12 protein-coding genes are annotated in these 12,768 nt (G+C 59.2%); 8 read left to right on the forward strand and 4 right to left on the reverse strand.

Features of this window, described 5'->3' with window-relative positions; genetic code table 11:
- Nucleotides 1–13 precede the first annotated feature (13 nt).
- The 6 genes from DI396_RS05495 (at nt 14) to DI396_RS05520 (ending at nt 5,991) form a co-directional block, all read left to right on the forward strand.
- Nucleotides 14–1,162, forward strand: coding sequence for a TAXI family TRAP transporter solute-binding subunit (locus DI396_RS05495; protein WP_110795167.1), 1,149 nt, complete (start codon nt 14–16; stop codon nt 1,160–1,162).
- Nucleotides 1,163–1,233: 71 nt separating this feature from the next.
- Entirely contained in the window at nt 1,234–3,201 is a 1,968-nt protein-coding gene (locus DI396_RS05500) for a TRAP transporter permease (protein WP_110795168.1), read from the forward strand.
- Nucleotide 3,202: 1 nt separating this feature from the next.
- Entirely contained in the window at nt 3,203–3,643 is a 441-nt protein-coding gene (locus DI396_RS05505; RefSeq protein WP_110795169.1) for a PaaI family thioesterase, read from the forward strand.
- A 32-nt stretch (nt 3,644–3,675) separates the two neighbouring features.
- Nucleotides 3,676–4,452: an SDR family NAD(P)-dependent oxidoreductase gene (locus DI396_RS05510; protein ID WP_110795170.1), complete on the forward strand. Its 777-nt coding sequence runs from the start codon at nt 3,676–3,678 to the stop codon at nt 4,450–4,452.
- Between the two features lies 1 nt (nt 4,453).
- The gene (locus DI396_RS05515) at nt 4,454–4,849 is read left to right on the forward strand and encodes a Zn-ribbon domain-containing OB-fold protein (protein ID WP_110795171.1); all 396 of its coding nucleotides are present in this window, start codon (nt 4,454–4,456) and stop codon (nt 4,847–4,849) included.
- Nucleotides 4,846–5,991 carry a thiolase gene (locus DI396_RS05520; protein WP_110795172.1) on the forward strand — a complete coding sequence of 382 codons (1,146 nt, stop codon included), beginning with the start codon at nt 4,846–4,848 and terminating at the stop codon, nt 5,989–5,991. The genes DI396_RS05515 and DI396_RS05520 overlap by 4 nt, the downstream gene beginning before the upstream one ends.
- A gap of 674 nt (nt 5,992–6,665) precedes the next feature.
- On the opposite strand, the gene DI396_RS05530 is transcribed toward DI396_RS05520, so the two are convergent.
- Complete coding sequence (locus DI396_RS05530) at nt 6,666–7,742, reverse strand: DUF6902 family protein (RefSeq protein WP_110795174.1); 1,077 nt, start codon at nt 7,740–7,742, stop codon at nt 6,666–6,668.
- 139 nt (nt 7,743–7,881) lie between these two features.
- Nucleotides 7,882–8,565 (reverse strand): DUF6749 family protein, encoded by a 684-nt coding sequence (locus DI396_RS05535; RefSeq protein WP_110795175.1) that lies wholly within the window; start codon nt 8,563–8,565, stop codon nt 7,882–7,884.
- A gap of 376 nt (nt 8,566–8,941) precedes the next feature.
- Here DI396_RS05535 and xth point away from each other — a divergent pair, with 376 nt between their 5' ends.
- Nucleotides 8,942–9,748, forward strand: a complete 807-nt coding sequence (xth, locus tag DI396_RS05540; RefSeq protein ID WP_110795176.1) for an exodeoxyribonuclease III — start codon at nt 8,942–8,944, stop codon at nt 9,746–9,748.
- Between the two features lie 4 nt (nt 9,749–9,752).
- Here xth and DI396_RS05545 read toward each other — a convergent pair whose 3' ends face one another.
- Both DI396_RS05545 and dksA read right to left on the reverse strand, forming a co-directional pair.
- A complete protein-coding gene (locus DI396_RS05545; protein ID WP_110795388.1) occupies nt 9,753–10,940 on the reverse strand; it encodes an FAD-dependent monooxygenase in 1,188 nt (395 codons plus the stop codon).
- A 267-nt stretch (nt 10,941–11,207) separates the two neighbouring features.
- Entirely contained in the window at nt 11,208–11,630 is a 423-nt protein-coding gene (gene dksA, locus DI396_RS05550) for an RNA polymerase-binding protein DksA (protein ID WP_110795389.1), read from the reverse strand.
- A gap of 187 nt (nt 11,631–11,817) precedes the next feature.
- On the opposite strand from dksA, the gene DI396_RS05555 reads away from it, so the two are divergent.
- Nucleotides 11,818–12,663 (forward strand): AAA family ATPase, encoded by an 846-nt coding sequence (locus tag DI396_RS05555; protein WP_110795177.1) that lies wholly within the window; start codon nt 11,818–11,820, stop codon nt 12,661–12,663.
- Nucleotides 12,664–12,768: the final 105 nt, after the last annotated feature.

The raw sequence follows: 12,768 nt of genomic DNA on the forward strand, positions 1-12,768 counted from the left end.
GGAGGAGACGACAATGAACTTCAGATGGACAAGTATTGCCGCTGCCGGGTGTCTGGCGATCGCCGCACCGGTTGGCGCACAAGACATCGAATTGCCGAAGGTGATCGCCTGGTCGGCCTATGACACCGGCTCGGCGGGACACGCGCAATCCATCGCCATCGGCAACATGATGCGTAGCCGTTTCGGCACAACAATCCGGGTGCTTCCGGGGCGCAACGACGTCTCGCGGATGACGCCGCTCAAAAATGGCACAGTGGATTACTGCCTCTGCGGCATCGCCTCCTATTTCGCCGGCGAGGGTGTGTTCCTGTTTGCCGCGCCTGAATGGGGGCCGCAGCCGATCCGGGCCGTGCTTCAGGCCGTGGGCGATTATGGTCTGGGCGTGGCTGTCGCCGCTGATTCCGGCATCGAAACCGTTGCCGACCTCAAGGGCAAACGGGTCGGCCGCGCCGTCAGTTCGCCCGCCATTGACGTCAACATGGAGGGCCTGCTGGCCTTTGGAGATCTGGGATGGGACGATGTGGAGGCCGTTGAGTTTTCGGGCTATGTGAACACGCTCAAGGGCATCATCGAAAATCGCGTCGATGCGGCCTTCGCGCTGACAACCACCACGGTGAACTACCAGATCGATTCCAGCCCTCGTGGCCTCAAATGGCTTGAAACCCCTGCGGATGCGACCGAAGCTTGGGCCCGCTACGCCAAAGTGGCGCCCTTCGTTACGCCGCATATGGTATCGGTGGGGCCGGCCATCGACCCTGCCTCTCCGCTGCCCATGGCACAATATCCTTATCCGATCCTCGTCACCGAGGCCAAACAGGACAGCACCGAGGTGCGCAATATCGTCGCCGCGCTTGACGCCGGTTTCGACGACTACAAAGACGCCGCCCCCGGTGCCAATGCCTACGGAATTGATCGCCAGATCCTGAGTTGGGTGATGCCGTGGAGCGATGGCAGCGTCGCCTATTTCAAGGAAAAAGGCCTTTGGACAGCTGAAGCCCAAGAAAATCAGGACAAGCTGGTGGACCGGCAAAAGGTTCTTGCACAGGCTTGGGAGGGCTTTGTCGACAGCGCCCCCGATGGTGAAGACGCCTTCACTGAGGCTTGGATGAAGGCGCGCGGCGACGCGCTGGAAAGCGCCGGTCACGACGTCTTTTTCCGCTGACATAACGCGGCGCGGTGCCTTTCGGGCGCCGCGCATCATCGGAAAATCCGGCACAACACGGGGAATCGGGCATGTCACAGGAAATCCAGAACGAAGCAGCACAGCCGGTGGTCACGGGCACCCTGCCCCCTTACCTTCGCTGGCTGCTCGCTGCATCGGCGATTTTGCTGTCAGCGGCGTCAATCAACCATCTTTTCAACCTCGGGTTCTTTATGAACGTCCGCCTGCTCGAGATTCACTATCTCTATGTGATGCTGGTCCTGACGCTGCCGCTGGTGTACCTGATCTTTCCGTGCAGCAAGACAAACCCGCATGGGGCAACCCGGTGGTTGGATTATTTTCTGGCTGTTCTGGCGCTCGTCACCTGCGTGTTCTTTGCCTATTACGGGCGCAGCGTCGTGAACAAAGGGTGGGATTTTTCCGCCCCCCTCCACGCCGTGATTGCCAGCTTCTCTTTCTGGTTCCTGCTTCTGGTGGCCGCGCGGCGCACCGGCGGTTGGATGCTGTTTGGCGTCATTTTGATGTTTTCCATCTATCCGATGATCGCCAATTATGCGCCGGGCCCGATTCAGGGGTTTCAACGCCCGCCGGTCGAAACGGCGATTTTCCATGCCATGAGCGGTGAAAGCGTTCTGGGTATCCCGATGCGCAGTTTTGTCAATCTGGTGGTCGGATTCATGATCTTCGGGGTCGCGATGCAACACACCGGCGCGGGGCCGTTCTTTATCGACATCGCCTTTGCCGCGCTCGGGCATGTGCGGGGCGGACCGGCCAAGGTCGGCGTTTTGACCAGCGGGCTGACGGGTTCAATGAGCGGCAGCGTCATCACCAATGTGCTCACCACCGGGTCAATCACCATTCCGGCGATGAAAAAGGTAGGATTCCGGCCCAGTTATGCCGCCGGAATCGAGGCGGCGGCGTCGACCGGCGCGGTGCTGATGCCGCCGATCATGGGGGCCACCGCCTTTGTGATGGCCAGCTTTCTGATGACCGATTACACCAACATCGTGGTTGCGGCGGTGCTGCCCTCGCTGCTTTATTTCTTTGGCCTCTTCGCCCAGATCGACGCCTATTCGGCGCGCAACGGGCTCAAAGGTGTGCCGCGCGCCGATCTCCCCAAATTCGGCAAGGTGCTGCGCGAAGGCTGGTATTTCCTCGCCGTCTTCGGGCTTCTCATCTGGATGCTGCTCTATCTCAAACGGGAGGCCATCGCGCCCTTCTATGCCACCGCGCTGTTGATTGTGTTGAACCAACTGCTGTCAAAATCGCGCTGGGGCCGCGAAGAGTTGATGGATTTCCTGATTTCAACCGGACGATTGTTTGTCGAACTGGTGGCGATCCTCGCGGCGGTCGGGCTTATCGTTGGCGGGTTGGCCGTAACCGGCATGTCCGGCACGATCTCGAATGATCTGCTTTTCATCGCGGGCGGCAACACATTCCTATTGCTGCTTTTGGGGGCTTTGACCAGCTTCATCCTCGGGATGGGCATGACGGTGACCGCCGCCTATGTCATCCTTGCGGTGTCTTTGGCTCCGGCTTTGATCGCCGGCGGGCTCGACCCGATTGGCGTGCACCTCTTCATCCTCTACTGGAGCATGCTGAGTTATATTACCCCGCCCGTGGCGCTGGCGGCTTTTGCCGCAGCAGCCATTGCACAGGCCAAACCTTTTGCGGCGGCTTTTGAGGCGATGAAGCTGGGGACGATCATCTATATCCTTCCCTTCTTCTTTGTCCTTGATCCCGCCTACACCTTACAAGCGGGGTTCGTCGAAAGCCTCTTGACGGTCCTGCGCGCGGGTGTCGGCGTCTTGCTGATTTGTGCCGGATTGCAGGGCTATCTTTTGGGAGTCGGGCGTATCGAACCCGGCCCCACCGGCGGGATCGCGCGGCTTTTGCTCGGGGTTGCCGGTTTGGCTTTCGCGCTGCCGTCGACCGCAATGCTGGCCGTTCCGATCCCCGGCGCGGTTGGGGCCGGTGTCGCGATCACCGTACTTGCGGCGATCCTCGTTGTGTTTTCCCGCGATCGGGAGGCCGCTTGAGATGAGCCTCCAAGATGGCAAACCCGAGGTTCCCGCCCCGTTCAATGCATTGTTGGGCATCCGGTTTATATGCTGGGGCGAAGACAAAACAGAATTGCAATTGCAGATCACTCGCGACCACCTGAACGGCTCATTCGCGGTGCATGGCGGGGTCTACGCAACTATGCTGGACAACGCAGTGACCTTTTGCGCGGCCTACGTCGGCGAAGGCCGCCCCGGTCATCGCTGTTTGACGCTGTCGCTCACCACCAGTTTCGTCGGCCCGGCAGCCGAAGGTGACACCCTCACGGCCCGCGCGCGCATCGCCGGGGGCGGGCGCAAAATGGTATTCGTGCAGGGCGAGATTATAAATCAGGACGGGCAGCGTCTGGCGCATGGGGATGCGGTGATCAAACGGGTCACACCGCCCTCGGGCTGGCCCGCGCCGCACGGCGAAGACTGAGTTGCAACATCGAATGAAGTGAGGAGAGAGAGATGATCAACCCGATGACATTGGAAAATCAGGTAATTATTGTCACCGGCGCCGGACAGGGCATCGGTCGGGGCGTGGCCGCGCTGGCGGCAGAACTGGGCGCCAAGGTCGTGGTGAACGATCTGAACGAAGACGGCGTCAAGGAAACGGCCGAACAGATCGGCAGCAATGCCCGCGCCATTACGGGCAATGTGGCCGATCCGGATTTCCCCGAAAAGCTGGTGAAATTCGCGCTCGACGAATTCGGGGACATCAACGGATTGGTGAACAACGCCGGCATCGTGCGCGCCGCGATGATCCACAAGATGGACCGCGCCACGTGGCAGCAGGTCATCGACGTCAATCTCACCGGCGTCTTCGCCTGCCTGCAGGCGGTGGGCACCTATTATAAGGATCAGGCCCAGAAGGATCCGGAAAGCGCGGCACGCCGCGCCATCGTCAACATTTCATCCGATGCCGGTCGCCGCGGCACAATCGGACAGATCAACTATGGCGCGGCCAAATCCGGCGTGCTTGGCCTGACGATGAGTGCGGCGCGCGAATGGGGCCGTTACGGGATCAACGTCAACTCGGTCTGTTTCGGAATGGTCGAAACACCGATGACCGAAACGATCCGCTCGGACAAATTCGCCGACAAATACATGGCACAAATCCCGATGGGCCGTATGAGCACCCCGGACGAAGTGGCGCAGCCGGTCTGTTTCCTGCTGTCAAACGCAGCATCCTACATCACCGGCCAGCACCTGAGCGTGAATGGCGGTTATCACATTGGATTCTGAAATGACTGATTTGAAAAACGGCCCGGGGCCGGACGCCGTCTTTGCCGCCAAGCTGGCCGAAGGCGTCTTCGAAATTCAAAAATGTGGTGGCTGCGGCGCGTATATTTTTCATCCGCGCGTCATCTGCCCGACCTGTGGCAGCGCAAACCTTGGATGGATCACTCCGACGGGTCACGGCACGGTCTATGCGCGGACAATCGTGCGCCGAAAACCCGAACGGGGCGGCGATTACAACGTGGTGCTGGTGGATCTCGATGAAGGCGTGCGCATGATGTCGCGCGTTGACGGCATCGCAAATGAAGAGATTGTCGCCGGACTGAAGGTCACCGCAGCGATCGGCGAAGGCGCGGACGGAGAACCGGCCGTGGTGTTCCGGCCCGAAGGAGGTGCATTATGAGTTTGCGGGGAAAAGCCGCCATCGTCGGCGCCGCATTGGCCGGCTGCGGCGAGGCCCATGGCAAAAGTTCGATGGAAATCACGATTGAGGCCGCGTATGGCGCGCTGGCCGACGCGGGGATCGCATTGGGCGAGGTCGATGCCATTGCCACTTGCCAGCCGCTGGACATGCTGTCGGGGCTAACCCTGGCGCAGGAACTGGGGCTGAACCCCAAGTTCACCATGAACAACCGCATGGGCGGCTCGTCGTTCCTGTCGCACACGCTTTGGGCCGCGATGCTGCTGGAGCTCCGGCTCGCCGATACGGTGCTGATCTGCTACGGGTCGAACCAGCGCACCGCCTCGGGCAAGCTGATGACTGCGCTTGGCCTGCCCACCTATGAAGCCCCCTACAAGCCGATGTTCCCGCTGTCATCCTACGCGCTGGCTGCGGACCGTCACATGACGCAATTTGGCACCACCCGCGAACAGCTCGCCGACGTGGCAGTGGCCGCCCGCGCCTGGGCGCAAAAGAACCCCGAGGCGTTCATCCGCGACCCCCTGACGCGCGAGGATGTCATTGCCTCGCGGCTGGTTTCTGATCCGCTGCGGGTGCGCGACTGCTGCCTTGTCACCGATGGCGGCGGCGCGATCGTCATGCGGCGGGCCGAGACGGCCAAGGATCATCCCAAGCCCCCGGTCTATTTGTTGGGCGGCGGCGAAGGCACGACGCACCGCGACATTTCCGAAATGGCGGACCTGACCGTGACCGGCGCGGCCCAATCCGGCGCGGCGGCGATGACAATGGCCGGCGTCAAACCCGCCGACATTGACGTGGTGCAGCTATATGATGCCTTTACCATCAACGTGATCCTGTTTCTGGAGGATCTGGGCTTTTGCAAGAAGGGCGAAGGTGGTGCCTTTGTCGAAAACGGCGGCATCGCGCCCGGCGGTCACCTGCCGGTCAACACCAATGGCGGCGGGCTGTCCTGCGTGCATCCGGGCATGTATGGCATCTTCACGCTGGTCGAAGCGGTGCGCCAGCTGCGCGGCGAGGCCGGAGACCGCCAGATCGCGGGTGCCGAATTGGCACTGGCGCATGGCAATGGCGGTGTCCTGTCCAGTCAGGTGACGAATATTCTGGGCACCGACACCGCGCTTTGATCACATGATCCGGCAAGACGAAAGCGGCCCTCCTTGCGCGGGGCCGCTTTGCATTTCAGCCTGAAGGGGGCGCAGATCGGGTCGGATTTCCATGTGGGTCTTGGGATGAATTTCCTGATCCGGCTAGATCGGCGTTGGCCTACCGCGAATGGGCGTTACTATTGCCATATGAAATATAAGCGCTTCAACCGCAACTTTGGCTAGCGTTTCATAACTCCCCATGGATGCCGGAGCGTGGTGATGCTGTTGTTTGATTGTGCGGATGATCCGGGGACCATGCGACCGGACTTTGGCGGCTCGCGACGCCCCGATATCTTTTCTATATTCCAGCAATCGTTTGACATCGCAGGGCCGCCTATGTGTCAGCTATATCGCCGTTCTCTGTCGGTCTGTCCGATGCACTGGGGCACCCAAAAAGATAGGCCTCATATCGCGCGATTTGGAACCGCAGGCCTGTTTTCCGTATGATTTGCAACGCCATAAATCCATGGCAGGTTGTTTCATGCGCCACAAAAACCAAAAGGTGCAGCGCATAGGTGATGCGCCGCACAACTTCTCCGATGGCGTGTCTCTCGGGGGATGAAGGACACGCGCGCCGCAGGGTAGCCGCCCCTAGGCTTCGGATCCGGCGGGAGGCGGCCAAGCCCCGTAATCCGCCGGAGAATTAACGTGAATTAGATCGCTGCCTGCCTCAACCCGACACGGGCAAAACCGGCAAAGAAGGCATCAAAGTCGGGGCAGCTTTGCTCTGCCAGACCCAGAACCTCTTGCGCGGCGTCATCCATGCCTTCGGTGACCAGAGGCCGCATCGCATCCCAATCGGCGCTGCGGCGGTCATCAAGGCGGAACATACATTCCGACATGGTGCGCAGCGGGGCCAAAGCACGGGGCACACGGTGGAACGACATCCGTTCGGCGGCAACCCGTTTGGTAAACGCCTGCCCGCCCGATACAGAGGCGAGCCAGTTGCAAATAAAGAACTCGTGGTATTCATCTTGAACATTGGCGCGCTCGCCGGTTTGAACCGTGAAGCTGTGCATTTCGCGCTCGACCCAGCTTTCCCAGATCGCGGGCGGCTGTTGCCCGGCATAGCGCAGGGCAATGCAAACTTCCGCCACCAGATCAAGGTTCTGGTCGAGCCATGCCAACGTGCCCGCAAAGCGCAGGGATTGCAGAGCGCCCGCGCCCAGTTCGAGTGTCTTACGGCCGTATTCCGACAGGTAAAACACCGTATGTGTCAATTCGTAAGCCGCTTTCTTATTCGGCATGGTGAAGGCCTCGGACCGTTCAATAAACGCGCCCATGCGGACCTCAAGACCGGGATCGGCCGGCAAAGGATCACGGCCCCGGCGCAACATCAACCGCCGCGCTTCCATCCGTTGCAGATCGCTCATCTCGCTTTGCGCAAGCCCCTCATCAGCGGCCCAATTCACCAAAGCTTCGCCCTTGTTGCCGTCCATACCAATGTCCTCAAGATCAAGGCAGAGCGACAGGATAAAGCGGTAATATTGCGGGAAGAACCCAAGGCGTTTTTCAACATTGGCGTAAAACCCGGCCATCGGCGCGAGAGTCTCTTGCGAAAGTTTGGCACCGGTCACTTCGAGAATACTCAAAAGTTCGGCGTTTTCCTTGAGCCAGAAAACATCATCGCCAAAACGGCGGTTGCTGGCAAAACCGGACACAAGCGCGCCGTAACGGTCGTCCTGGCTTTGCACGGGATTTTTCGCAGTGAATTGAATAATCTTGGACATTTGTTTTCCCCCTTAGGATGGTGCGTGGCACCGAATTTTTACGAGAGACACGATGGCTAATCGGGTCGTTCCTTGGCTATTCTGGCATGGCGCGGGGATGGCTGGCCCCGCACCACGCAAGGTGTTCTGGGTTCGGAAATTAGAGACCGCAGGTGAAGGCTTGGACTGCGTCGCCGTCTGTGGCGTCGGTGGCATGTGTGGCGCCCAATCCGCAGGTGAAAGCCTCAACCGCGTCGCCCGATTGTGCGTCAGAGGCTGTGGTTGCGCCGAGGCCGCAAGTGAAGGCTTCGACCGCATCACCCGATTGTGCGTCAGAGGCCGTTGTCGCACCAAGACCGCAGGTGAAGGCTTCGACCGCATCGCCGGACATCGCATCGGAAGCTTCGGCTTCGAGACCGCATGTGAACATCTCGACCTTGTCGCCGCTCATGGCGTCATTGGCGACAGAGGCACCCAAACCGCAGGTAAACATTTCAACCGCATCACCAGTCAGCGCCATGGTCGAGGTCGAAGCGCCAAGTCCACATGTAAAGAGGGCCGTTGCATCGCCGGAGAAGATCTCGGAGCCGGCGATCGGGCCAAGGCCGCAAGTGAACATCTCTGTCGCGTCGCCGTCCATGGCAGTGGATGCGGCAACAGGACCGAGGCCACAAGTAAACATTTCAAGGCCTTCACCCATCATCACATCGGCGCTCGATGCAGCCTCAAGACCACAAGTGAACATCTCCAGACCGTGCCCGTCAAACAGCGAAGTGGCAGAGCGCGGTGCATCAATGTTGGCGACATGTGCGAAAGTGTGGTTAGCTTTGAATTGAGTTTGCATGGTCGTTATCCCCTAGTGTTGTGTTTGGTGTTTTGCAGACACCAACAGGTTTGCACCCTAAGGTTGTATCGCCAAGCCCCTAATATTCCTTGACGTGTATTACGAAGATCCGACTCACCCCTTAAAAAACCCTAACCCCATGATTTTGAACTGTTTCGATAATAGAAACAGTGCCGATAAAATTTGATTAACAGTGGCCACTTTTGGACACACACCCATAGGTTGCATCGAGAATCGCCTCTCTCGGCAAAGTTTTTTTGACCCCGAAAAACAGAATCACCCATAGGTTGATTCTGTTTTTCCCATCGCAATCAGCCTCGCGCTTGCGCGCACCCCGCCCGCTTGCGATAGATCAGGGGGCAAAAAGGAGAGCGCCATGAAGATCGCCACATTCAACATCAACGGGATCAAAGCCCGCTATCCGGCGCTATGCGATTGGCTCGACGAGGCGGCGCCCGATGTGGCCCTGTTGCAGGAAATCAAATCCGTCGACGAAAACTTCCCGCGCGAGCTGTTTGAGGAACGCGGCTATAACGTCGAGACTCACGGCCAAAAGTCTTTCAACGGCGTGGCCATCCTGTCAAAGCTGCCCCTTGAAGATGTGCAACGCGGCTTGCCGGGGGATGATACCGACGAACAAGCCCGCTATATCGAGGCGACGGTTGTCGGTGACAAAGGCGCGGTGCGGCTCTGCGGGCTCTATTTGCCCAATGGGAACCCGGTCGAATTTGAGAACGGCGCCCCCGCCCCGGGCGGAAAATACGCCTATAAGCTATCGTGGATGGACCGGTTGGAGACGCGCGCGCGCGCGCTATTGGCCACGGAAGAACCCTTCTTGATGGCCGGTGACTACAATATCATCCCGCAAGACGAAGACGCCGCCCGTCCCGAGGTATGGCAAGACGATGCGCTTGCCCGCCCCGAAAGCCGCGCCGCATACCGACGGATCGTCAATCTTGGATTGACAGAAGCCTTCCGAACACGGGTGTCCGGCGGCGGGCATTACAGTTTTTGGGATTATCAAGCCGGCGCGTGGAACCGCAATGACGGCATCCGCATCGACCACTTCCTGCTCAGCCCCGGTTGCGCCGATCTTTTGCTCGACTGCCAGATCGACAAAGACATTCGCGCACGCGAAAAACCCTCGGACCATGTGCCGGTCTGGATCGAATTGGATATCTGACCCGTTACGCTGCAGGGCCGGTCACATCATGGGCATAGAGCCAATCCAAGCTGCGCATCATCTTTTCCGGCGCCAGCGCCCCGCCAAGCCGCAAAACCATATGCGCGCCAAAGCGCAGCGGCCCGTGGGACAGATGGTATTTCCATGCATTGCCGGACGCCGCATCAATCACACGGCACACCCGGGCACGCCGGCGGGCCTGATAGGCGGCCAAACCGGCGGTGATACTGTCGCATCCGGCCAATGCATCGCCCAAAACCCATGCGTCTTCGAGCGCCATCGACGCCCCCTGTGCCAAAAACGGCAATGTGGGATGCGCCGCATCTCCAAGCAGCGCCAGAGCCCGCCCATGCCAGGATGCCGCGACCGGATGCCGAAACAACCCCCAAAGATGCACCGTTTCAACCCGCGCAAGAATGTCCTGCACCTGCGGCCCGAACCGCGCAAAGGCCGCCCGCAGGTTCGCCGGATCGTCTTGATGTGACCACCCTTCCTCGGCCCAGAGGCTGCGTTCTTCGACAGCCACAACATTCAACATTGTCCCATCGCGCAACGGATAGCAGACAAAATGCCGGTGCGGCCCCATATACAGCCGCGCCTCCGGCCCCTGCCCGTCGATATTGGGCACCACCGCGCGCCATGCGACTTGACCGGTGAAAAACGGATCGGCCTTGGGGTTAAGCACGGCGCGCCCGTGGCCGTGCAACCCGCCGGCGTCAATCACCAGATCGGCCATGACATGATCGCCATTGGCCAGATCAATCCGCGCAAGCCCCCCCGCCGGCGCGTCCGTGACTGAGGCGACCTTTTGCAACAAACGGATTTGAACCCCCACGGCGCGCGCGCCCTGTGCCAGCATCTCGATCAAATCGGCACGATGCGTGAAGAAATATTCCTGTTCCTCCAAGCGCGTCAGATCAAGCCGCAAAACCTCCGCCCCGTTAGAGCGGTAATCACGCAAAGAGACGGCCTTGCCCTGCACCGACCCCGCCCGCAACGCATCCCCAAGCCCGAGCGCATCAAGCACCGCCGCACCATTCGGAGAAATCTGCAACCCCGCGCCCACTTCGCGGATCGCTTCGGCCTGCTCGTATACCGTGACCGATGCACCACGCTGCGCCAGCGCCTGCGCCACGGCCAAACCACCAATACCTGCGCCGATCACGGCGATTTTTTGTCCCACTAGGCTCATGCCTGCTCCGCTCGCTTTGCCGCTGCTGGGGCGGCGATATCTGCGCCGGTTGCCCGCCATTTTGGCATAGGTTTTTCACTCTATATATAGGGGCCTGTATAGCCCCCTGCTCGCCCGCGCTTTGCGCCGTATCAAATCCGCGTCTTTTTCACAAAGAAACGCGATATAGAAAACCGGCCCGCGACAAGACAAAACGCCGGGGGTTTCCCCCCGACGTTTCAAATTCATTCCGCATCGACTGCCGACAATTTCCTCACCATAGCGGGATCAATCGTCGCGGTGGACTTTTTCACGGCGCTCGTGACGCTCTTGCGCCTCAAGGCTCATGGTCGCGATCGGCCGCGCATCCAGACGTTTGAGTGAGATTGGCTCGCCGGTGACTTCGCAATACCCGTATTCGCCTTCATCAATCCGGCGCAGCGCCGCGTCAATTTTCGAGACCAATTTGCGTTGACGGTCCCGCGTGCGCAATTCCAACGCGCGGTCGGTTTCCTCGCTGGCGCGATCTGCAACATCGGGGATATTGCGCGTGCCGTCTTGCAACCCTTCAATCGTATCGCGGCTGTCGGCCAAAATATCGTTTTTCCAATCGATCAACTTACGACGGAAATACTCAAGCTGACGGTCATTCATGAACGGCTCATCATCAGCCGGGTGGTAATCCTTAGGCAGAAAACTCTCTGCTTTCATATCGTGCCCCTCGCTCAGGCCAGTGTCCGACATAACTTACATAATTCCTCTTTTGGACAGGCGGCGCCCCTGTGCGTGCAATTACCCTAAGGGATAGGTCTTGTCCAGTTCACAAACCATCGCGTTGCAGTGATTTCGACCATGGTTTAACCTGCCGTGGAATAAAATCCCATGGAGCGAACAACAGATGAAATTCGAAGGCACATCCGATTATGTGGCGACCGATGACCTGACCATTGCGGTCAATGCCGCGGTGACGCTAGAGCGCCCGCTTTTGGTCAAAGGCGAACCCGGCACCGGCAAAACCGAATTGGCACGGCAAGTGGCTTCGGCGCTTGGGCTGCGGATGATTGAATGGAACATCAAATCCACCACCAAAGCACAACAAGGCCTTTATGAATATGACGCGGTCAGCCGGTTGCGCGACAGCCAGCTTGGCGAAGAAAGCGTGCATGATGTGTCCAACTACATCAAGCAAGGCAAACTTTGGGAGGCCTTCGCGGCCGATGAAAAGGTCGTGCTTTTGATCGACGAGATCGACAAGGCCGACATCGAATTCCCGAACGATCTTTTGCAAGAGCTCGATAAAATGGAGTTCCACGTCTACGAGACCGGCGAAACCATACGGGCCAAACATCGCCCGATCATGATCATCACCTCCAACAATGAAAAAGAATTGCCCGACGCCTTCCTGCGCCGCTGCTTCTTCCATTACATCCGTTTCCCCGAACCCTCGGTGATGCGCAAGATCGTCGAGGTCCACCATCCAGGGATCAAAAATGAGCTTCTGGCAGCGGCGCTGACGCAATTTTACGAACTGCGCGAGCAAGCGGGATTGAAAAAGAAACCCTCGACCTCCGAAGTGCTCGATTGGCTCAAACTCCTGCTGGCCGAAGACCTGACCGCCGAGGATCTCAAACGCGACGGCGTCAACGCCTTGCCCAAACTGCATGGCGCCTTGTTGAAAAACGAGCAAGACGTGCATTTGTTCGAACGCCTCGCCTTCATGGCACGCAGTCAAGGAGATCGGTAAAGCGCCCCTGCGCCAAGCCTGTGGCTGAAATAAGGCCGAAATTTAACTAAATGATACAGATCCCCTGTTCTGTGGCATCTTGGAAACGCCCCGCCGTCAAAAACG

The organism is Litorivita pollutaquae, from assembly GCF_003205515.1.
GTDB lineage: Bacteria > Pseudomonadota > Alphaproteobacteria > Rhodobacterales > Rhodobacteraceae > Litorivita > Litorivita pollutaquae.

Coding starts and splice junctions, on each gene's coding strand:
- DI396_RS05500 (WP_110795168.1), top strand. CDS start 1,234: ATGTCACAGGAAATCCAGAACGAAGCAGCACAGCCGGTGGTCACGGGC.
- DI396_RS05520 (WP_110795172.1), top strand. CDS start 4,846: ATGAGTTTGCGGGGAAAAGCCGCCATCGTCGGCGCCGCATTGGCCGGC.
- DI396_RS05505 (WP_110795169.1), top strand. CDS start 3,203: ATGAGCCTCCAAGATGGCAAACCCGAGGTTCCCGCCCCGTTCAATGCA.
- xth (WP_110795176.1), top strand. CDS start 8,942: ATGAAGATCGCCACATTCAACATCAACGGGATCAAAGCCCGCTATCCG.
- DI396_RS05495 (WP_110795167.1), top strand. CDS start 14: ATGAACTTCAGATGGACAAGTATTGCCGCTGCCGGGTGTCTGGCGATC.
- DI396_RS05515 (WP_110795171.1), top strand. CDS start 4,454: ATGACTGATTTGAAAAACGGCCCGGGGCCGGACGCCGTCTTTGCCGCC.
- DI396_RS05535 (WP_110795175.1), bottom strand. CDS start 8,565: ATGCAAACTCAATTCAAAGCTAACCACACTTTCGCACATGTCGCCAAC.
- DI396_RS05545 (WP_110795388.1), bottom strand. CDS start 10,940: ATGAGCCTAGTGGGACAAAAAATCGCCGTGATCGGCGCAGGTATTGGT.
- DI396_RS05510 (WP_110795170.1), top strand. CDS start 3,676: ATGATCAACCCGATGACATTGGAAAATCAGGTAATTATTGTCACCGGC.
- dksA (WP_110795389.1), bottom strand. CDS start 11,630: ATGAAAGCAGAGAGTTTTCTGCCTAAGGATTACCACCCGGCTGATGAT.
- DI396_RS05555 (WP_110795177.1), top strand. CDS start 11,818: ATGAAATTCGAAGGCACATCCGATTATGTGGCGACCGATGACCTGACC.
- DI396_RS05530 (WP_110795174.1), bottom strand. CDS start 7,742: ATGTCCAAGATTATTCAATTCACTGCGAAAAATCCCGTGCAAAGCCAG.